General features: G+C 69.4%; 17 protein-coding genes. 3 read left to right on the top strand and 14 right to left on the bottom strand.

All coding sequences use genetic code 11. From position 1 onward, the window contains the following. Window positions 1–10 precede the first annotated feature (10 nt). On the bottom strand, window positions 11–1,300 hold the full coding sequence (locus WME73_RS07410; protein ID WP_437744781.1) for a glycerophosphodiester phosphodiesterase family protein: 1,290 nt from the start codon (window positions 1,298–1,300) through the stop codon (window positions 11–13). A 174-nt stretch (window positions 1,301–1,474) separates the two neighbouring features. Here WME73_RS07410 and WME73_RS07405 point away from each other — a divergent pair, with 174 nt between their 5' ends. Beyond that, window positions 1,475–1,933 carry an SRPBCC family protein gene (locus WME73_RS07405; RefSeq protein ID WP_437915228.1) on the top strand — a complete coding sequence of 153 codons (459 nt, stop codon included), beginning with the start codon at window positions 1,475–1,477 and terminating at the stop codon, window positions 1,931–1,933. Between the two features lie 119 nt (window positions 1,934–2,052). After that, window positions 2,053–2,511 (top strand): thioredoxin family protein, encoded by a 459-nt coding sequence (locus WME73_RS07400; RefSeq protein ID WP_437915227.1) that lies wholly within the window; start codon window positions 2,053–2,055, stop codon window positions 2,509–2,511. Window positions 2,512–2,694: 183 nt separating this feature from the next. Here the strand turns inward: WME73_RS07400 and WME73_RS07395 are convergent, their stop codons facing one another. The 7 genes from WME73_RS07395 to WME73_RS07365 all read right to left on the bottom strand — a co-directional run bounded on the left by WME73_RS07395 (window position 2,695) and on the right by WME73_RS07365 (window position 10,988). Then, window positions 2,695–3,858: a sigma-54 interaction domain-containing protein gene (locus WME73_RS07395; protein ID WP_437747953.1), complete on the bottom strand. Its 1,164-nt coding sequence runs from the start codon at window positions 3,856–3,858 to the stop codon at window positions 2,695–2,697. A 159-nt stretch (window positions 3,859–4,017) separates the two neighbouring features. Beyond that, window positions 4,018–4,773 (bottom strand): ABC transporter ATP-binding protein, encoded by a 756-nt coding sequence (locus tag WME73_RS07390; protein WP_437915226.1) that lies wholly within the window; start codon window positions 4,771–4,773, stop codon window positions 4,018–4,020. Window positions 4,774–4,851: 78 nt separating this feature from the next. Then, window positions 4,852–5,634 carry an ABC transporter permease gene (locus tag WME73_RS07385; protein ID WP_437915225.1) on the bottom strand — a complete coding sequence of 261 codons (783 nt, stop codon included), beginning with the start codon at window positions 5,632–5,634 and terminating at the stop codon, window positions 4,852–4,854. A gap of 47 nt (window positions 5,635–5,681) precedes the next feature. Next, window positions 5,682–6,542: an ABC transporter permease gene (locus WME73_RS07380; RefSeq protein WP_437744776.1), complete on the bottom strand. Its 861-nt coding sequence runs from the start codon at window positions 6,540–6,542 to the stop codon at window positions 5,682–5,684. Between the two features lie 64 nt (window positions 6,543–6,606). Beyond that, on the bottom strand, window positions 6,607–7,689 hold the full coding sequence (locus tag WME73_RS07375) for an ABC transporter substrate-binding protein (protein WP_437915224.1): 1,083 nt from the start codon (window positions 7,687–7,689) through the stop codon (window positions 6,607–6,609). A gap of 163 nt (window positions 7,690–7,852) precedes the next feature. Further along, entirely contained in the window at window positions 7,853–9,313 is a 1,461-nt protein-coding gene (locus tag WME73_RS07370) for a hypothetical protein (RefSeq protein ID WP_437915223.1), read from the bottom strand. Window positions 9,314–9,458: 145 nt separating this feature from the next. Beyond that, window positions 9,459–10,988, bottom strand: a complete 1,530-nt coding sequence (locus tag WME73_RS07365; RefSeq protein ID WP_437915222.1) for an amidohydrolase family protein — start codon at window positions 10,986–10,988, stop codon at window positions 9,459–9,461. A 1,337-nt stretch (window positions 10,989–12,325) separates the two neighbouring features. On the opposite strand from WME73_RS07365, the gene WME73_RS07360 reads away from it, so the two are divergent. Continuing rightward, window positions 12,326–12,790 (top strand): hypothetical protein, encoded by a 465-nt coding sequence (locus tag WME73_RS07360; protein WP_437915221.1) that lies wholly within the window; start codon window positions 12,326–12,328, stop codon window positions 12,788–12,790. A gap of 228 nt (window positions 12,791–13,018) precedes the next feature. Here WME73_RS07360 and WME73_RS07355 read toward each other — a convergent pair whose 3' ends face one another. The 6 genes from WME73_RS07355 to WME73_RS07330 form a co-directional block, all read right to left on the bottom strand. Then, window positions 13,019–13,894: a PAS domain-containing protein gene (locus WME73_RS07355; protein WP_437915220.1), complete on the bottom strand. Its 876-nt coding sequence runs from the start codon at window positions 13,892–13,894 to the stop codon at window positions 13,019–13,021. Between the two features lie 326 nt (window positions 13,895–14,220). Next, a complete protein-coding gene (locus WME73_RS07350) occupies window positions 14,221–14,586 on the bottom strand; it encodes a DUF1428 domain-containing protein (protein WP_437915219.1) in 366 nt (121 codons plus the stop codon). A 273-nt stretch (window positions 14,587–14,859) separates the two neighbouring features. After that, a complete protein-coding gene (locus tag WME73_RS07345) occupies window positions 14,860–15,888 on the bottom strand; it encodes a hypothetical protein (protein ID WP_437915218.1) in 1,029 nt (342 codons plus the stop codon). A gap of 369 nt (window positions 15,889–16,257) precedes the next feature. Beyond that, window positions 16,258–17,217, bottom strand: coding sequence for an aminoglycoside phosphotransferase family protein (locus tag WME73_RS07340; RefSeq protein WP_437744768.1), 960 nt, complete (start codon window positions 17,215–17,217; stop codon window positions 16,258–16,260). Next, complete coding sequence (locus tag WME73_RS07335) at window positions 17,214–17,756, bottom strand: hypothetical protein (protein WP_437744767.1); 543 nt, start codon at window positions 17,754–17,756, stop codon at window positions 17,214–17,216. Before WME73_RS07335 ends, WME73_RS07340 begins: the two co-directional genes overlap by 4 nt. A 290-nt stretch (window positions 17,757–18,046) precedes the next feature. Further along, window positions 18,047–19,528 (bottom strand): FAD-dependent monooxygenase, encoded by a 1,482-nt coding sequence (locus tag WME73_RS07330; RefSeq protein WP_437917362.1) that lies wholly within the window; start codon window positions 19,526–19,528, stop codon window positions 18,047–18,049. Window positions 19,529–19,582: the final 54 nt, after the last annotated feature.

The following is a 19,582-nucleotide window of genomic DNA, read 5'->3' as shown; positions in this document are numbered from 1 at the left end:
TCGCCCCGCCTCAGAGGCCCATGCAGCTCGCGTAGTACGTCACGGTGGCTGGCCAGTCGGAGAAGACGCCGCGGACGCCCACGTCGCGCGCGAGCACGTCGAGCATCACCATCGTGTCGCCGTCGTTGTCGATGCTGTCCGCGACCGACTGGTAATAGTAGCCGCCGCCGCTCGCCAGCGGGCCCGAGCGCTCGAGCGTCCACGTGATGATGTCGAGGCCGGCGGCCCTGGCGGCCTCGGCGTAGTCCGAGGGCACGATCCCTCCTTTGCCGTCGAGCGTCACGAGCGCGAACATCGGCGGCGCGACGATCTTCACGCCCTGATCCGCGAGGCGCTGCATCCCGGAGACCGCCTCCTCGTACCCCTCGGCCGTGTCGACGCGTTCGTCGAGGTACACGGCCTGCGCGCCGAACTCCGGCTCTCTCTCGAGCCAGTAGAGCACGTCGTCGAGGCGGAACGACTGCGCGAACACCTGCTTCGGATCGATGTCGGCCGCCTTGTACTCGTCGATCATCTGCTGCGCGTAGTCCTGTTGCTCGTACTCGCCCTCGTACGGCATCTCCACCTCCGGGACCTTGAGCTCCGGGGTGAACTTGACGCCCAGGCTCGAGAAGAGCTCGATGCTCTCGGCGTGCGTGAGCAGCGTGCCGCACGTGGCGTAGAGGTCCGTGCGGAACGTGGGCGTCGCGGCCATGTACTCCAGGGCCGTGGCGGCGTCCGGGTTCGCGGAGTCCATCTTGCCGCAGAGCCGCTTGAACTCGGCGAGGGTGATGTCGCTCGTGCAGCACTTCGCCGAGGCGGGCGTTCCGGCCTCGGCGTCGGCCGGCACGAACGGCTCCGAGCACTTCTCGGCGAGCTCCGGGATCGCGAGGATGTTCGTCGTCGTGTGGAGATCGCACTGGGCGTGACGGCACACGAGCTTTCGGTCCCTGGTGAAGGTCACGTCGCACTCCACGATGCCGGCGCCCATGCGGGCGGCCGCCTCGTACGACTCCCTCGTGTGCTCGGGGAACTGCATGCAAGCGCCGCGATGGCCGATGGAGAAATCGGTGCGCTCGAAGGGCCCCTCGGAGCACGAGAGGAGCGCCTCCTTCAGCTCGCCTTCTTCCATGTCCGCGACGAGGTAATACGGCCGCGGGCCGAGCTGCACGCCGTGCTGCGCGGCATCCTCCTCGGCCGGCGGGGCCGGCAGCGGCGCGGGCTGCACCGCCTCGTCGCCGCTGGAGCACGCGCTCAGCGCAGCGACAGGCAGCGCGACAAGCGCCGTGGCCGTGCTCATTCTGGCGCTCTTCCTGATCATGAGACGCTCTCCTCTGGGTGGATTGAAGTTCGGACGGTACTCGCGTGCTCCTGTGAGAATATGTCGTCGGTGAAACAACCAAGCGACATCCCCTCTCCGGCGTGCTGTCGCCAGGAGCGGCGGTGATGCGCGTGCGCTCCTCGAAGAGGGGCGTGATGCGATCCATGCTCGCGCATGCCCACCTTCGAGAAGCGCACGCGCATCGCCGCGCCCCCCGAGCGGGTCTTCGCCTTCCACGAGGAGCCTGACGCCCTCGAGCGCCTCACGCCCCCCTGGGAGCACGCGCGCGTGCTGGAGAAGACTGGAGGCATCCTCGTCGGCGCGCGCGTGGTCGTGGAGACGCGCGTCGGCCCCGTCCTCTTGCGCTGGGTCGCGGAGCACACGCAGTACGAGCGGGGCCGGATGTTCCAGGACACGCAGCGCAGCGGGCCGTTCAAGCGCTGGGTGCACACGCACCGCATGGCCCCCGACGGCTCGGGCGGCTGCTACCTCACGGACCGCGTGGAGTACGAGCTCCCGCTCGGCGCGATCGGCCGGCTCGGCGGCGGCCTGTTCGTGCGGCGCAAGCTGGAGCGGATGTTCGACTACCGCCACGAGGTGACGCGACGGGCCTGCGAAGCCTCGCCGCGGTAGCCCGCTCGCCGACCGCCGCGTCCGCCGCACGGCGCGCACGCCCCCTGGTTGCCAAGGCGTACGCCGGACCCAAGTTGCTCGCAATGCCGCGGCACGCGGCGACGGCAAGGAGAAGGAGCATGGCTATCTACCGTTGCGGCCGTTGCGGCTCGATCAACCGGGTTGCGGACCAGAGGGTCAAGGATCGGCCGGTCTGTGGCCGCTGCAAGGCTCACCTCGACACGACGGGCGCTCCGCAGCCGGTGGACGGGGCCGCGCTCGAGCAGGCGATTGCGAGCTCTCCTGTCCCCGTCCTTGTCGACTACTGGGCCACCTGGTGCGGCCCGTGCCGTGTCGTCGCGCCGGCCCTCGACGAGCTCGGCCGCAGGAATGCGGGCAGGGTGCTGGTCCTCAAGCTCGACACCGACGCCGATCCGGCGGAGGCCGGGCGCCGGCGCATCCAGGGGGTGCCCACCTTCGTGCTCTTCAGCGGAGGGCGAGAGCTCGATCGCCGCAGCGGCGTGAGCTCGCGCGCCGATCTGGAGCGCTGGATCGAGACCAAGGCCGGGCAGCCCTCCACGGGCGCGAGCCACACTTGAGCCCGCGCTGCGGGCCCTGCCTGCAGGAAGCGGAGCTGGGGAGCTGGGAGCCGGGAAGAGCGGGTGACGCGACGCGCCTGGTCGACGTCACCAGCGCGTCTTCAATCAAGCGTTGCGCGTCCGGCGAGGCAGGCGTGGCGTTGAAGAATCACAGCCGAGCTGACGCGCTGGCTCAACGTTCGCTCAGGTCGTCCCAGGGGCGCGCGGCGCGGGGCTCGCCTCCCCTCGCCCGAACGCGGCGGCCGCCGTCCCGCCGCGCGACGCCCGGTAGCGCGCCAGCTCCCCGAACTGCGCGAGCCGCGCGCGCACGATGTTCCTGCTGATGCCGAGCAGCCTGGCCGTCTGGAGCTGGTTGCGATCGCAGTAGCGGTACGCCGTCCGGATGATCGTCTCCTCGATCTGCTCGTGCAGGTTCGGCAGGTTCTGCTCGAACATCGCGAGCAGCGCGCCCTCCAACGCCGTCGCCTGCGGCGTCGGCCTGACCTGGGACACGGCGTCCGTCGCCCCCTGCTCCGGCGGAGGAATGCTGGCCCCGGCCTTCGGCTGGAGCGCCGTGAGGCGCAGGTCCGCCGGGGTGACCTCCTGGCCTTTGCAGACCAGGAGCGCGTGGTGCATCGCGTTCTCGAGCTCCCGGATGTTCCCGGGCCACGGGTGCCCGAGGAGCCGCGCTGTCGCCTCCGCCGTGAGCACGGCCGGCCCCGAGCCGAGCCGGTGCGTGTAGAGCTCGAGGAAGTAGCGCGCCAGCGGGAGGATGTCGCCCGGCCGCTCGCGCAGCGGCGGGAGCGCCAGCGTCGCCACGTTGAGCCGGTAGAAGAGATCCTCGCGGAACTTCCGCGCGATCACCGCCTCCTCCAGGTTCACGTTGGTCGCCGCGACGAGCCGCACGTCGATCGGGATCGGCTGGCGCGAGCCGAGCCGCACCACCTCGCGCTCCTGCAGCACGCGGAGCAGCTTGACCTGGAGCGGCAGCGACAGATCCCCGATCTCGTCGAGGAACAGCGTCCCGCCGTCCGCCGCCTCGAACCACCCGGCCTTCGAGGTCGTCGCCCCCGTGAAGGCGCCCTTCTCGTGGCCGAACAGCTCGCTCTCGACGAGGGACTCCGACCAGGCGCCGCAATTCACCGCCACGAAGGGCCGCCCCCGCCGGTGGCTCAACGTGTGGATGTGACGGGCCACGATCTCCTTGCCCGTGCCGGTCTCCCCCGTCACGAGCAACGTCGCGTCGCTCGGCGAGAGCTGCCGGATCCGCTCGAGGATCGCCTGCGAGCGTGGATCCTCGAAGACAAGCGCCTTGGCGCGCACAGAAAGGGCCAACGAGCTCGTGTTGGGAAGCGTGAGCAAGGGCATCGTCATCGGGCTTCACTCACCATAATAGCGAATAGCGGATGGTTCGTCCATTATAACGGATGTACCTGCCATGCGCCAGAGATCTTTCTCTGGCGCGGCCCCACCGGTTGTCCCAGATGGCTTCGGGCTTCCCGTCACGCTGCGCCTCGATCCGTCACGCTAGGCCTCGAGGAGGTAGCCGCGCACCTCGTCGACGAGGGCCTTGATCTCGTGATCGGTGCGGGACCTCGGTCGCGGCGCGCTGACGGGGACGACGCGCTTGATCCTCCCGGGCCGCGGCTCGAGCACGACGACGCGATCGCCGAGGAACACCGCCTCCTCGACGTCGTGCGTGACGAGGATCATGGTGATCTGCTCCTCCTGCCAGATGCGCTGGAGCTCCTGCTGCAGCTTCGCGCGGGTCAGCGCGTCGAGCGCGCCGAACGGCTCGTCGAGCAGCAGGATGCCCGGCCGGTTGACCAGCCCTCGCGCGATCGCCGCCCGCTGGGCCATCCCGCCGGAGAGCTGGTGCGGGTACGCCCGCTTGAACCCGGACAGGCCCACGAGCTCGAGGTGCTCGTCGACCGCGCGGGTCTTCTCCGCGTGCGTCCACGCCGAGCTCTCGAGCCCGAGCGCGACGTTCTGCTCGATGGTGAGCCAGGGGAAGAGCCGGTGCTCCTGGAAGACGATGCCCCGATCGAGGCTCGTCCCCTCGACGCGCGCGCCGCCGACGAGGATATCGCCCTCGTAGTCGCCGTCCAGCCCGACGAGGAGCCGGAGGAGCGTCGACTTGCCGCAACCGCTCGTGCCCACGACGCTGATGAACTCGCCGGGGTGAATGGTCAGGCCGATCCCCCGGAGGACCTCCAGGGGCTTGTCCTTGACCACGTACTTCTTGCTGACATCGCGAATGTTGATGACTCCAGGCGAGCCCATGAGTTCCTCCTCGAAGCAGACGAAGCAGACGAAGCAGACGGAATCAGACGTTGACGACGTTGACGACGTTGTCGACGCTCACACGCCGCGGACGCGCCACCGCAACAGGCGGTCTTCCGCGGCCTTGGCCAGCGCGTTCAGGCCGAAGCCCACGAGGCCGGACACGATCAGCCCGACCAGCACGAGATCCATGGCGAAGCGCTCGCGCCCGTCCACCATCAGGCTGCCGATCCCGGGGGCGGGCTCGAGCAGGTACTCGGCCCCGAGCGTGCCGAGCCACGCGTAGATGAGCCCCTGGTGCACGCCCGCGAAGAGCGACGGCGCGGCGGACGGCAGGATGACCTTGCGGAGGATCTGCCACCGCGAGAGGCGGAGCACCCGCGCCACCTCGATGTGTTCGACACCGACGCTGCGCACGCCTTCATAGGTGTTCACGACGACCGGGTAGAAGGCGGAGAGCGCGATGAAGGCGATCTTCGCCTGCTCGCCCACGCCGAGCCACACCGACATGAGCGGGATCCACGCGAACAGCGCGACCTGCTTCGCCGCGTTGAAGCTCGGTGAGAACAGCTTGTCGGCAGTGCGCGAGACGGCGAGCAGGCCGCCGACGGCGCCGCCCGCGAGGATCCCGAGCGCGAGCCCAAGGAGATCCCGGACAAGGCTGGCGCGCAGGTGTGCCCAGAGATCGCCGCTCTCGTGCAGCGCGCTCGCGGCCTTCCAGACCGCGAGCGGCGGGACCAGGATGCGGGTGCTGGCGAGCTCGTAGCGGCAGACCACGAGCCACGCGACGAACAGCAGGACGGGCAGGACCAGGCCGCGCCGCAGCCGCGGCTGGATCAGAGCATGGGTGATGGCGCTCATCGTGTGTGATCTTCGGTGAGGTGTACCAGGGCGTCTTCGGTGAGGTGTTACAGGGCGGCGCGCCGCCAGCGGAGGAGGCGGGCCTCGATCGCCTCGAGCCCCTTGTCGAGCACGAGCCCGACGATCCCCACGACGAGGATCGCCGCGAGCACCACGTCGAGCTGGAACAGCTGGCGGCCCCAGACGATCAGGAACCCGACGCCCTCGGACGAGGCCAGGAGCTCGACCGTGACGAGCGACAGCCACGCTTGCGTCAGGCCGTAACGGATGCCGACGGCGATGGACGGCACCGCGGCGGGGAGCACGACCCTCCGGAGCAGCTGAGCATGGCTGAAGCGGAAGACCCGGGCCACCTCGATGTACGATCTCGGCACGTTCTTGATGCCCTCGAACGTGTTGATCGCCACGGGGATGAGGCTCGCCTGCGCGATGAGGATCAGCTTGAGCGACTCGCCGATCCCCGCCACCATCATGACCAGCGGCAGCCACGCGAGCGCGGGGACCTGCGCGAGCGCCTTGAAGAGCGGGTGGACGTGCTCCTCGATCCGCCGCGAGAGCCCCATGGCAATGCCGAGCGCGAGGCCCGCCGCGCCGCCCGCGGCGAAGCCGCCGAGGACGCGACCGAGGCTGATGGCGATGTTCGTGTGCAGATCGCCCGAGCTCGCGAGCTCGGTCAGCGTCTGCACGACGAGCCCTGGCGCGGGCAGGATCTGCGCCGGGATCAGCTCGCGCTGCGAGGCGTAGCTCCACGCGAGGAGGAGCGCCGCCGGGAAGACGAGCCCCACGGCGACGTTGCCCACCTTCCGCGACAGGAGCCGGGAGGCGCCGCCCGCGGGCAGCGCCACGTCGGGCGCCGCGAGCTTGTAGCCGGCCTGGGTCTGGCTTTCTTGAATTCCCTGCTGCGTCATCTTGGTTGCCTTTCTCTCGTGGCGTTCCGCCCTGCGCTAGGCCCCTTCGCCGCGCGCTCTCCTCTCATGACCTCCCGGGGTGCTTGACCTTCCCGTTCACGTCGAACTCGGGCCAGTAGCCCTCGAGGTTCAGCTCCTTCAGCGCCGCGTTCAGGAACCGCAGATCGATCCAGGAGTCGACGTCGAACGTGTTCCTGATCAGGCCGAACCGCTTCGCGTCGGCGACGGCCGCCTTGTAGCGGGAGATCAGGTATTCATCGAACAGGGGGCTCGCCCGCACCTTGAGCGAGTCGCCCGTCTGGTCCGCCTTGAAGTTCGAGTACGGCACCCCCGACTTGGACCAGAGCTGGTAGATCGGCGCCGGGTTGGCCTCGTTCTGCGCGATCCAGTGGGCGGCCTGCACGACGACCTTGACGACGCGCCTCGTGATGTCGGGATATTTGTTCGCGAAGTCCTCGGTGACGATCAGGTGGGCTTGCCGCAGGTAGGCCGGCGAGTCGTTCTTCGTCGAGTAGACGATCTTGGCGACCCCCTGATCCTGGAGCGTGAGCAGGTCGTACCCGCCGAAGGCGGCGTCGATGTCCCTCGTCGCCAGCGCCGCCTTCGCGGTCGCGCTGTCCATGTTGAGGATCCGGAGATCGCGCTCCGACAGCCCGCTGCCCGCGAGGATCTTGTTGACGGCGAGCTGCAGATTCGTGCCCTTGAAGAGGGCGACCTTCTTCCCCTTGAGGTCCGCGAGCGACGCGATCGACGAGTCCGCCGGGACGGCGAGGTACGTATGCTGCCTCGTCGACACCCCCGCGAGGAGCTTCGTCTTGAGCCCCCCCGCCCTGCCGATGCTCGACGGCAGGTCTCCCTGGAGCGCGAAGTCGAGCAGCCGATTCGCGTACGCCTCGTTGACGGCGGGCCCGGCCCCCTTGAAGAAGGACCACTCGATCTTGATATTGTCCTTCTTGAACTCCTCCTCCAGGAGCCCCCGCGCGTGCACCACGCTCAAGCTGCTACCGCCGACGAACGGCCGGTTCCCGATCCCCGCCCCCGCAAATGCCACCCGGATAACGCCAGGCGCCTCCGCCCGCGCCACATGCGCCGTCAACGTCAAAATCGCCGCGACCAGTATCTGCACCAACATCAAAGCTCGTCTCATAAATTTCCTCTCTGAACTCATTGCCACACACCGCCCCCAGAGGGGGGCTCACCCGCACAGGAGACGGGCCCAGATCGGCGTCTTCGGCGCGCAGGCGTACTCCAGTACGCCGAGCACCGAAGACGCCGAGGTGGGCCCGTATCCGAAGCGGGTGAGCCCCCCTCTAGAAGGAGCCTTGGAGCTGGGCTAGGACCTCGTGTTTGGCCCCCTCGGTGCTCGTGCGGTCGTCTCGACGGTTGACGTTGAGCTGGAACTTCGTCGTCTCCGCGAAGAAGACGTTGAAGCCGAGCGTGTAGACGTCGACCCGGTTCTCTTGCACCTCGGTGCTGGGGTCGAAGAGGTCGACGCGGAGGAACGGCTGGTAGGTCTTCGGCCACCAGTCGTCGTAGCGGCCCTGGTTGCGGTAGCCCCTCAGGAACTGCTCGCCCCAGTTGTAGAAGAAGGTCGCCACGTGCGACAGGCTGGTTTGCCTCGTCTTCCGGGGGTCCTCCGCCGTCGTCCCGAGCGTCACGTCGTCCTGGCCGTAGATGAACTCGTAGGTGACGCCGATCGGATAGTGGTTGTAGTAGATGTCGCCGCCGAAGCGACGCTTGACGCCCTTGCCGGACAGCGTCTTCTTCTCGTCCTTGAGAAACGTGTTCTGCCAGCCGATGTACGCGCTCCCGCCGAGCGTGATCTGGCGGAGGATGGAGTTGTAGTCGGACGGCACGGTGAACGCGAGGCGGCCGATGATGTCCTTCTCGCTGTTGTCGTCGGGCGTGTTCGGCCCGCTCCCGTTGATGATGCCGATCGCGTAGGCGAGGAGGGGCGCCCGGTAGTTGTAGCCGTAGTCCACCTGCGGCAGCACGTCGCCGCGGACGATGAGCCCGAGGTCGCGCCGGTTCAGCCCGAGCTTCGTCGTGAACTGCGCGTTGGTGATCACCGGCTTCAGCTCCTCGCTCGCGGGGACCTCCAGCCCGAAGGGCAGGAGCTGCTGGCCCAGGGTGACCTGCAGGACCCAGTCCTCGGGGGCGAGGGTGGGGAGCACGGAGTACGCCAGCTGGGCGTCCAGCAGGTTGAGGAAGCTGTTGTTGCTCGCCTGCTGGGGCGAGGCGCCGAAGCGGACCGAGTAGGTCAGGTTGCGGCCTTCCTCGTAGTCCTTGTAGAGGATGCCATTGAACGTGAGGGTCGCGGCGCCCGTGTCGAACGTCACCTTGCGATCGTTCGAGGTCGCCGTGTTCACCGGCTGCTCCGTCCATCCGATGCGCGCCTGGATGACGCCGCCGACGAGGAGGGAGCGGGTCGAGAGGGCGGTGTGGAGATCGCGCTCTCGCTGCCACTGGAACTTGAAGTTCTCGAGGTCGGTGACGAGCCCTTGCAGGTCGTCCCGCGTGACGGCGTTGGGATCGGGCTCGACGAAGGCCTCCGCGGCTGCGTCGCCCGCGGGCGGGGCGCCGGGGTCCGGCGCGCCGGGGGTGGCGCCGGGAGCAGCCGGGGCGGCGGTCGCGGCGCCCGGCGCGGCGGGGGCTGCGCCAGCAGGCGCCGCAGCCGCACCGGCAGGCGCAGGGGCCGCGCCGGCAGGCGCAGGCGCGGGACGCTCGCCCTGGGCTCTGCCGGGCGGGTTCTGCGCGCTCGCCTGCGTCACGCAAAGGACGAGGCTCGTCGCGAGGATCGATGAAATGGCGGTTCTTGAGCGGTCGAGCAAACGCATGAATGGATCCAGAGGGGTTCGTTGATTCACAGCTACGGTCGGGCGGGGCTGCTTCCGTCGCCCCGCCCGACGCTCCACGTCAGGCCGCCTTGCTCTTCCGCAGCTTCTGCTCGACCGCGGTCCCGGCGAAGAAGCCGGGGTTCTTGCCGGCAAAGAAGTTGTAGGGGTGGGTGAACACGAGATCGCGGAAGTTCGCCTCCGTGAGCGCCCCGCGCTCGACGAGGCTCCAGGTGTCCGCGAGGACCTCGGTCAGATCCGGCACGTCCCAGTGGCCGCTGTCCGACGCCCAGAACGCGTTGAGCTGGACGCCGAGCGGGTTGACCTTCGTGTTGAACGCGTACGCGATCGTGGGGTCGTCCGCCTCGGAGCCGAAGTAGAAGTTCGGCACGTACCGGTCGCGGATGTCCTCGATCCGCTCGATGCCCGCCGCCGCGAAGTCGTCGAGCGCGCCCGGGTCCTGCGGCTGCCTCCGCGAGTTGTTCGAGACGCCGAGCGCCCCGCCGAGGACAGCGTGGATGTCGCCGAGCCGCGCCCCGACCTCCTCGCCGCCGTACTGCTGGTAGAGCGCGTACAGCAGCTTCGCGTCGATCAGATCAGGGTTGTAGTTCTGGACCGCCCTGCCGTTGCGCTTCTCCCAGTGCCCCACCAGATCCGCGAACAGCGTCGCGCCCCACGCCGCCCCTCCCTCGAGGAAGCCGACGCGGAGATCGGGGAACCGTCGGGTCACGCCGCTGAAGAAGAGCGACTTCGCGAGCGCCTCGGAGGCGGAGGCGAAGTGGCCGATGTGGTTGTACATGTAGCTCGAGACCGAGCTGCGGCTGGTCCACCCCATCCCGGCGGAGTGGGTGGTCAGCACCGTCCCGAGCTCGACCGCCTTGGCCCAGAACGGGTCGTAGTTGTGCTCGCTGTCCACGCCGAACGTGTCGAGCCAGTTCGCGTGCCGCGCGACGTCCGGGTGGTGCCGCGACGGGTACTTCTCGGCCACCGACCGGATCGGCCGCCGGAGGTTGCCCGGGATGAGGGCGACCTTGAGGCCGAGCTCGCGCACGGCGAACTCGAGCTCTTCGACGCCCTCCTCCGGCGTGTGCAGCGGGATGGCCGCGACAGGCGTGAGGCGGTCGGCGTACGGCCGGTACACGTCGGCGTGATAGGCATTGACCGCGCGGATGAGCACCCGGCGCAGGTCCTCCTTGCCGACGTGGGTGGCGAACGTCGAGACGTTCGGGAAAAGAACCGCGTAGTCCGTCCCCGACTCGCCGAGCCGCTCGTGCAGCAGCCTGGGCAGCGACACCGTGGCGAGATCGAGGGTGTTCTTCGTCGGCAGCGCCCACCACGGCGGGCGGATCGAGCGCTGCGCCGCGCGCTGCTCGGGCGTGAGCTCGTACCACTCGTTGCTCAGGTAGCCGAAACCCCGGTTGATCGCGTCGCGGAACTCGTCGACGGACTTCGCGCCGCCGTACTTCGCGATGTAATCCTCGAGGATCGGCGCGAACTCGATCGTGTGCAGATCGGTGTCGATCACCGGATAATCGAGCTTGTCGCGCACCACCCGCGAGCGAGAGGTCTTCTTGCCGTCTTTCAGCGAGAGGTGAGAGGATGAGACGCTCATGACGATGACTCCATGGCGCGATCGCGCGGTCGCGCGGCGGCCATCGGCGCCGGGCAGCCACGCCCAGGGCGCACGAGGCCGCGCGCCGACCAGGCGCCCGCTCCTGTGCTGAGAATGTGAGAGGCCTTCGAGCTAGAGCGCCGCGAGCGCGGCGCCCCTACAGCGCGTGGCGGTCCATCGCTCGACGTCAGCGCCGATCCGGCGGGGCGCGAGCCGCCGCGAGCGCCGGGGGAGCGCGGGAGAGCGCCTCTCTGCCGGCGCGCCACAGGCGGCGCGGCTTCGCCCGACAGTCGGCACGCCCGCGCGGGCGTTCGGCATGGTCGAGCTGGCGAGGACAGGTGAGATCGCGCCGCGCGCGATCGCTGGGTTCTTCATAGCTGCCTTCAGGTGAGCTTTCGCCCTGACGCGTTGCATTGCGCGGACCAAACCTTCGCCGTTGCCAGCAAGGCAGGCCGGGCGGAAACTCTGCTGGTGCGCTCCGCGAGCAGCGGCGCCCGCTCTTTCCAGAGCGCCGTCCCGGGGGAGAGACGGAGAGGCCTCGAAGGACCCGGCACCTCCCGGCGACGAAGGAAGATCAACGGATCGCAGCACGCGCCGCGCACCATGTCAGGAGAGCCAATCGGCGAACGTTGCTCCGCCTCCTTTGTGCCTTTATGCATATACATGAGACGTGCCAGACTTATGTCCGCCGTAGAAGACGAAAGTCCGCTATATCGGACACCGCCCTGCTGCTCCAGAAGCAGGGCGTGCTTCGCGGGTGTTGCTGGAGCAACAGTGGGGACCGGCTGGGACCACGTCGATGCTGCGCAGACGTTGCTGCTTCGAAGGGAGCGGGAGCGAGGCGGTGAGCATGACGCCCCGCCCGGTGCGGACCTCGAACGCGAGTTCCGGGGCGGCTCGGTCGGAACGCTCGTTCCTCCACCCCTCGCAGCGCTCGAACACGCAGCGTGGGTGTGGCGCAGCGGTTGTCCGCAGCTTCACCGGATCCCATCACGCCGCGATGAGGACGGAGAATCCCGGCCTGCTCGATGGCGCTCTGCCACGCAGGAGCGCCGCTTCGGAGCGATGTCCCGAGTCCTGACCAGGGCTCGAGGGCACAAAGAACGGAAGCGCTCGATCTTCGCTCGGAGCAATGTTCGCAGAACTTACCTACGGCCTGGACGCCGGCCATGAGTCCCGGCCGCAACGAACGTGTCTTGGTCGGCGAAAACGCTCTGCTCTGGTTGCTCATTTTCTGCGAGGCAGCAACTACACAGGCTCCCAAAGGCACACGGCCTGCTCCACAGTAACCTCAGAGGTCCGCGGCATGGCCGTCATCGGACGTTGAGGGGGGACATATGCTGTCAGTGCACAAACAGGTAGTTTGGCTCGGGATAATTTTCGCGGCGCTCACGACAGGCTGCGTGATCGAGCCGGAGTCGATGAGCGACCTCGATCAGGACGAGGTCGATCTCGAGGAAGCGAACGCCGAGACGATCGGCACCACCTCGGACGAGCTCGAGCAGGTGCAGGGCGGCTCCTCAGATTCGGGCCAGCTCGCGCAGACGGCCAGCAAGGGCTTGCCGTCAAGCTACGCATTCTCGGGTCAGGTCGCGCAGGGCGCCAGCGGGCAGCAAACGCCCGCTGTCCAGCTGTTTCCGAGCGGCGAACAAGGGACGGTAGTGCTACCGACATCAGGAGGTCAGATCAATCTGCCGATCATCGCGTCCGGTTCTAACTATGCGATCATCGTGTACATCATCGACAACAGCGGAGACTACTCCAGCAATGGCGGGAGTCGGGCGCCGCACATCAACCCCTAGCGCGGGCGCCCCGCTCCCCGAGGCCGATGCAGCCCCATTTGCCCCGGCTCGACCCAGACGGTCGCATTCACCGACGCTTTCGGAGCGCGCGTGCGCCGGCGCTGTCATCGGCTGGCGCCAGGACGCGCCCCCCTCACCCCGGTCGTCCTCGGCGTGTCGCTGGGCGCGTCATGCACGATGCACGTTCGAAGAACGCACAACGCCGAGCGGGGACGCAACGTCTTCCCGTCATGGCTGGGACGCCGACGCGGGCGCCAAGCTCATCCCGGTCGCGAACGAGATCGCGCTCTGCAGGTCGCGGCGGGTCACGATGCCGGCAAGATCGATGTCGAGGCTGACGATGGCCTGGGACACCTCCGGCCGGATGCCTGTCAGGACGACCTGCGCCCCGAGCAGCCGGACCGCCCGCGCCACCTGCAGGAGGGCGCTCGCCGAGGCCGTGTCGATGAGCGGCACGCCGGTGACGTCGATGATCGCCACCCGCGCCTGCCGCTCGACCACCTTGCTCAGCAGGTTCTCCATCATCTGCTGCGCCCGCGCCGCGTCTAGCACGCCCACCAGCGGCAGCACGAGGACACCCTGGCTGATGGGCACGATGGGCGTCGACAGCTCCAGGAGCGTCTTCGCCTGCAGCCGGAGCTTATCCTCGAGCCGCTTCCGATCGGTGATCACCTCCGTGAACAGCATGATCCCGCCGATCTCGCCGCTCGACTTGTACCAAGGAAAGATCTTCCAGCGCACCCAGTCGACGCTCCCGTCGGCCCGCGGGAAGGGCTCTTCATCATTCGATTCCGTGGCGCCTGCGATGCAGCGCCGGTGGATCTCCCTCCAGTGCTCGGGGATCTCGGGGAAGAGATCGTAATGGCATCGGCCGATGATGTCCTGCTCCTTCATGCCGAAATCTTCCCGCCAGCGGTGACTGACCAGGATGTAGCGCATGTCCTTATCGAACATGGCCACGGCAGCCGGGCTGTAGGTGACAAAGACGCGCGCATGCTCCTCGCTCTGGCGCAGCGCCGCCTGGAGGCGATCCCGCGCCTCCTCGGCCTCCTCCAGCTCCCGGATGCGCTGCCTCAGCTGCTGGTTCTCCGCAACGACAGCCATGTAATCCGCGTCACAGCTCATCCGTACCCTCGGTTCCGTCCTGGTCTGTATACCAAGAAAGCGCGGAGCATGGCGCTCGACCGGCACACGCGTGCGCTACCGAGGGGCGGGACAAGGCTGCAGGCGGCTCGCGTTCACGCGGGAGGATCGGCAGGCGCCCACAGCGGGGCGCCCTGCGCCGGCGTTCAGCGCGCTTCATGCGCGGCCTTGAGACCGGCGATGTCCAGCTCCCCCATCTCGAGCATCACCTCGGGGAGCCGGGCCGCCACCTCCGCCTCTTTCGCGTACCAGAGGTGCGGCGTGATCTTGTTGACCTTGGTGCTCGCCTAGCGCTCCTCTCCGCTCGAGTCGAAGAGGACAGCGAACCCGCCCGAGATCAAGCGCTTGGGGTCGAACGGCGGGTTCTCTGTCATCTGCATGCGCGGGTCGTCCCTCATCTTCGCGCCCGCCTGGTCGCGCACCTCCCTCGATGGCCACACGATCCAGGAGAACACGATGGTCTCGCCTGCCTCGGCCTTCACCGCGCCCTTGAAGTCGGTGATCTTGCCGTCGGGGACGTCGTCGCCCCAGCACTCGACGACCCGCGTCGCACCATACTCCAGCAAGACCTCGGCGGCCTTCACGCAGACCTCGCGATAAGCTGCCTTCTTGCCCGTGGGCACCGGAGTGACAAAACCGTCGATGTAGCTCATGGGCGCGATTATGCGGACCTGTCGATCACGGCGTCAAGCGCGGCTCTCCACGCGAATGGCGGACTCTGCCGTTCACGCGAAGCCCGTCGGCCCCGGGCAGGCCCAGCAAATCGCGGCAAACAGGCCCTGGCGCGGGCAATGATTCGGAGAGAGAGAAATCGAGATACGTACTCGCAATGCGCCCTGCGCGTCGTCGAGGGCGGCGACCGCCGCGCCTGCCATGCGGGCTTTCGGGCGCACCGGATCACGGCGTGCGCCCCGATCCGTACATCGCTAGCGGTAGGGCCCGCCCCCGGGGCCACGCAGGAGGTTGCGCTCGATCCTTGCGCGCACCTCGTCGAGCGTGTCGATGGCCCACACCATCGTGTCCGGCGCGATCGAGGGGGCGATCGGTCCCACGGTCACGCCGCGATCGTCGATGGTAACGGGGCCAGCGCGCTCGTCGAGGGCGAGGAGGGCCACACGGGCGCCAGGGTCGAGCAGCGCGGGGGCTCGGTCGGTCTGCCGCGGATCCACACGCACGTGGAAGCGGCGATCGAACGCCTCGTCCTCAACGACGATGTCCTGCCCGCCCAGCATCGTGACGAGGCCGTCGAGGAGTCGTTCGCGCCGGACGGCGAGGCCAAGGCCGAGCTCGGTCTCGAAGCTCGCGCGCGCGGTGATCCGGTGGCGTCCGCGCGCCGCGCGCGCCGAGCCGACCTCGATCGGGCCCCCCTCGATCCGGCCCGTGATCGAGAGCGGCACGCTCGCGAAGGCGAGGCCGCGCGCCGAGGCGAGCGCGCGGAGCGCCTCCGCGTGCGCGGCGAGCGACGCGGCGGCGCGGAGGCCAGCGCGCGCATCGTCGAGGAGCTCGACGGTCTGCGCGGCGCTGTGGGCGGCGCGCACGATCCACGCCTCATCGGTGGATCCGTACCGCTCGGAGAGCGTGCAGCCGCCATCATGGACGCGGAGCTCGTAGGACGCGCGGTGCAGCGCCACGAGATGCTCGCGGAGCGCCACGGTGAAGAGATCCCCTGTCCGGGAGGGGTCATCCGCTGCGATCGAGAACTCGCTGTCGAGGTCGTCGCTGCCGGTCAAGACCGCGTTCACGAAGCCCAGGGTCGTCTGCCTGCGCGCCATCTCGAGGCCCAGATCGAGGGGTGGCCGGAGCGAGCCATGGACGAGGACGTGCGGACGATCTTCTGAGTCGCTGAGCTCCACGGAGACGGGACGCCCCGCGACGAGGCCCTTCGCTTCGCCGCCCTGCGCGTCGAGGCCGAGCGTGGCGGCCACGGCCTGGACTTGCTGCTCCCAGCTCCTCATGCACCCACGCTATCCGCGCGATGCACCGGGCGCAATCATCGCAATCCCACGCGCCGCCGCCCGATGGACCTCGCCTCGCTGCGCCCCTGGTCTTGGTGAACGGAGAAGCGTCATTGTTCCTTCGACGCCAGAACGCCTGTGGCGCGCACCTCGAGCTCAGGCCGTTCGAGCCCGCTTCACCCGAGGAGAAGGGGAGGAGTCCCCACAAGGGGACTCCGCGTCTCCCTGGATGTACTGCTGTCGTGCTGCGCAGCCGCCGGGTCGCGGCGCGACTGGCAGCGTCACCGCGGGCCGCGGAGCTCGCTGGGCAGCACCGAGGTGGGCCGCGATCCTTGCCAGGGGTCCGCGCCCCACGCCGTCAGCGTGACGTCATGGCCAGCCGCGCAGGACGTCGAGCGCCCCGGCTTCCTGCCGCATCTCGCGCAGGAGGGCGGCGGCGACGACGCCGGGGTGCGTTCGCTCCGGCGCGGCGCCGAACGCGGCGAGGACCTCCGCGAGCGGGCGAGACGCGTCGTCTTCAGGAGGCGGCCCGCCGAGGCGCGCTGCCCCGAAGAAGAAGCTCGCGGCGTAGAAGGCGAGCGCGATGGCGCGCGCAAGGCCCGCCCGCGCGCGCTCGTCGTCGCTCGCGGGCCTCCCCAGGTACGCCTCGAGCAGCGCCTCGCGCTGCTCGGGCCGCGGATACGCAAAGACACCGAGCTGCGCGAGATCGATGAATGGATCTCCCGCGCCCGCGTGGGTCCAGTCGACGAAGTACACGCGCTCGGCCGCCACGAGCACGTTGTTCGGGTTGAGGTCGCGATGACACGCGGCGGCGTGCGCGTGCGGCGCGCTCACACGCTCGAGCTCGACGACCGTGCGCACGAGCTCGGCTGGCAGGCCTGCTCCTGCGAGCGCCGCGCACTGCGCGTCGAGGGAGCGCAGGAAGGCCATGCGCGACGGGCTGCGCGGGAACGGCGGACCGTCGTGGAGCCGCCGCAACGCCGCCGCGACCCGCTCGATCTGCGCCGGATCGCGCGTCGGGCGGAGCTGTGTCCCCGCGATGCGGTCCATGATCGTCACGCCCGTCCGCGCGTCCGCGTGGTGCAGGCGCGGCGCGACGCCGCGCTCGGACGCGATGCGCATGCACGCGCTCTCGCGCGCGGGGCGCTCCGGATCGCTCGGATCGAGCGCGAAGCGCTTCGCGACGTACGGCGCGCCGTCGACGACGAACGCGATCAGCGCGGCGCCGGAGAACCCGCCGGAGAGCGAGGTCACGTCCTGGACCGGGCGCCCCGGGAAAGCAGCCTCGAGCGCGGCGATGAGGTCCGGGTGCAGCTCCGGGGCGCTCATGCCCACCCCCGCATCGAGGCGAGCCGCTTTGCGTAGAGGCGGCTCCGCGCGGCGAGATCGGCGGGCCGTGCCCAGTCCCACCCGATCGCCTGCCAGTCCGGGTCGTCGGGATCGAGCCCGAGCGACGCGACGAACGCGCGATCGGCGACGAAGAAGTGGTGTTTGTACGCGAGGAGATAGCCGCGCGACGCCTCTGGCAGCGCCTCGACGTGGGCGCGCGCCTCCTCGTAGGTCGCGAACCAGTGGTGCAGCACGCCGCCATCCCGGCCGTAGAGCAGCGCCCCGAGCTCGGGCGCGCCGGGCTCTCCCGCGAGGGCAATGCGCGCGCGCTCCCAGCTCGAGAAGCCGCACTCGCGCGCGACCACCGCGAGGCAGTGCTTCCGGCGGACGCCAGGAGCGGCCGCGGCGAGCGCGGCCTCGTCGGCGCGCCCGAGCTCGGGCAGCGCGCGCAGGCGCAAGAGCGCCTTGGCGTCGTTCGACGCGAGCTGCTTGTGCAGCAGCTCAGCGCGGGTCTTCAGCTCGCGAACGGGATCCATCATGGACGTCTCCTCTCGAATCGGCCGCTACCCGCTCCCTCGGCCCGAGGATGTCGACGTGGTCATGACGGTGCGAGGTGGCTCGCGGTCGTCGCGTCGCAGGGTGAAAGGCTTCTTTCCGGCGGGGAGGGCGCCCCTGCGCACCCTGGCCAGACGCTAGCGCTTCGCGTCGGGGCGCGCCAGGCGGAATCCAGGGGCGTGCGGGCGCTGAACGCGCAAACGGGCGAACGAGCGCCGGTGCTCCACCGTCTCCACCTCTTCCGAGCCCAAGGTGTGAGCGCACCCTCGCGGCCTCACGCGGGCCCGCACCAGGACGCGAGCGCGCTCCTCAGATCGGCGAGGCGCGTCGCCCGTCGCGCAGCGTCGCTCGCCCACGCGACGTGCCCGTCCGGCCTCACCAGGACCGCATCGACGGCGGCGAGATCGCTCTCCGGGGCGGCCGTCGCGCGGACGACGTCGACGCGATCGCCCCACGCCGCGCCTGCCTCCCGGAGATCGACCGCGCCGGAGAGGTCGAGCAGGACGAACCGGGCCGTGTGGAGCAGCTCGTACAGCCGCGAAGCGCCGGAGTCCGTCACGAGCGCGCGATCGGGCGCCCGCCTACCGACCCAGGGGTGCGCCTCCGCTGCCCCGCCGGCCTGATACGCGACGTCGAGCGCGCTGATCATCTCGGAGATCCGCCGATTGACGGGATCCATGGCGAGCAGCTCGCTCATCATCTGGCGGAGCGCCAGCCCCGCTTCCGAGAAGTCGCCGAGCTTGGTCTGAATCTCCGTGTTGCGCCCCAGGGCCACGCCCACGGGGTGACGCTCGGCATGATAGCTGTCCAGGAGGTGGGGCGGCGCCCAACCGTTCACCTCGGCCGCGAGCTTCCAGCCGAGATTCATCGCGTCTTGCAGCCCGACGTTGAGCCCTTGGCCGCCGGCGGGAAAGTGGATGTGCGCCGCGTCGCCCGCGAGGAGGACCCGCCCGCGCCGGTACCGCTCGGCGACCCGCGTCGCATTGCCAAAGCGCGACAGCCAGCGTGGATTGCGCATCCGGAAGTCCCTTCCGACGATCCGCGCGACGCCGCTCTGCAGCTCCTCGAGCGTGACCGGCTCGGACGTGCTCACGTGCGCCCGTTGCGGATCGAACACGACGAAGCGATAGACGCCCTCGTGATCGCCGGGTGGAAGCGGGGCCGCCAGCACGGAGCCGCGCGAGCCCGTGTGCCTGAACGGCCTGGCCGGGGGCTCGTCGAGCTCCACGTCGCCCAGGATGGCCGTCACCGTCGTCTCCGTGCCCGGAAACCCGACGCCGATCGAGCGTCGTACGACGCTCCTCGCCCCGTCGCACCCCACCACGTAATGCGCGCGCTCCTCGGCCTGCCCCGCGGGGCCTTCGACCCGCAGCGCGACCTCGCCTCCCCTCTCCGCGACCTCGACGACCGAGCGACCGCGCTGGATCTCGACGCCCAGCTCGCGGGCCCGCTCCTCCAGGAGCGCCTCTGTCTGCGCCTGGGCCAGCCACAGCGTGTACGGGTGCCGCGTATCGAGGCGCGAGAAATCGAGCGGCGTGTCGAGCCACGCGAAATGCCCTGCCGGCACCGGCACGCCCCGGCGCTGGAAGCGGTCCACGATCCCGCGCTGATCGAGGATTTCCAGCGTCCTCGGGTGCACCGTGAGCGCGCGCGATTGCTCGGTGCGCGTCCGCCGCTGCTCCAGCACACGGACCCGGAGCTTCGCGAGCGCGAGCTCCGAGGCCAGCAACATCCCTACGGGGCCACCCCCAACCACCACAACATCATTTTTCGTCGACACTGAAACCTCCTCGTCCCAAACTCTAACAAC

Origin of the sequence: Sorangium sp. So ce302 (assembly GCF_051530145.1) — a bacterium.
Lineage (GTDB): Bacteria > Myxococcota_A > Polyangia > Polyangiales > Polyangiaceae > Sorangium > Sorangium cellulosum_B.
This window is presented reverse-complemented; position numbering and strand designations above follow the sequence as displayed.

What these genes read in the sequence shown, in the direction of transcription:
- WME73_RS07350 (WP_437915219.1), bottom strand. Translation starts at nt 14,586, where the DNA reads ATGAGCTACATCGACGGTTTTGTCACTCCGGTGCCCACGGGCAAGAAG.
- WME73_RS07395 (WP_437747953.1), bottom strand. Translation starts at nt 3,858, where the DNA reads ATGCCCTTGCTCACGCTTCCCAACACGAGCTCGTTGGCCCTTTCTGTG.
- WME73_RS07400 (WP_437915227.1), top strand. Translation starts at nt 2,053, where the DNA reads ATGGCTATCTACCGTTGCGGCCGTTGCGGCTCGATCAACCGGGTTGCG.
- WME73_RS07340 (WP_437744768.1), bottom strand. Translation starts at nt 17,217, where the DNA reads ATGAGCGCCCCGGAGCTGCACCCGGACCTCATCGCCGCGCTCGAGGCT.
- WME73_RS07385 (WP_437915225.1), bottom strand. Translation starts at nt 5,634, where the DNA reads ATGAGCGCCATCACCCATGCTCTGATCCAGCCGCGGCTGCGGCGCGGC.
- WME73_RS07345 (WP_437915218.1), bottom strand. Translation starts at nt 15,888, where the DNA reads ATGAGGAGCTGGGAGCAGCAAGTCCAGGCCGTGGCCGCCACGCTCGGC.
- WME73_RS07380 (WP_437744776.1), bottom strand. Translation starts at nt 6,542, where the DNA reads ATGACGCAGCAGGGAATTCAAGAAAGCCAGACCCAGGCCGGCTACAAG.
- WME73_RS07335 (WP_437744767.1), bottom strand. Translation starts at nt 17,756, where the DNA reads ATGATGGATCCCGTTCGCGAGCTGAAGACCCGCGCTGAGCTGCTGCAC.
- WME73_RS07365 (WP_437915222.1), bottom strand. Translation starts at nt 10,988, where the DNA reads ATGAGCGTCTCATCCTCTCACCTCTCGCTGAAAGACGGCAAGAAGACC.
- WME73_RS07355 (WP_437915220.1), bottom strand. Translation starts at nt 13,894, where the DNA reads ATGGCTGTCGTTGCGGAGAACCAGCAGCTGAGGCAGCGCATCCGGGAG.
- WME73_RS07390 (WP_437915226.1), bottom strand. Translation starts at nt 4,773, where the DNA reads ATGGGCTCGCCTGGAGTCATCAACATTCGCGATGTCAGCAAGAAGTAC.
- WME73_RS07375 (WP_437915224.1), bottom strand. Translation starts at nt 7,689, where the DNA reads ATGAGACGAGCTTTGATGTTGGTGCAGATACTGGTCGCGGCGATTTTG.
- WME73_RS07405 (WP_437915228.1), top strand. Translation starts at nt 1,475, where the DNA reads ATGCCCACCTTCGAGAAGCGCACGCGCATCGCCGCGCCCCCCGAGCGG.
- WME73_RS07410 (WP_437744781.1), bottom strand. Translation starts at nt 1,300, where the DNA reads ATGATCAGGAAGAGCGCCAGAATGAGCACGGCCACGGCGCTTGTCGCG.
- WME73_RS07360 (WP_437915221.1), top strand. Translation starts at nt 12,326, where the DNA reads ATGCTGTCAGTGCACAAACAGGTAGTTTGGCTCGGGATAATTTTCGCG.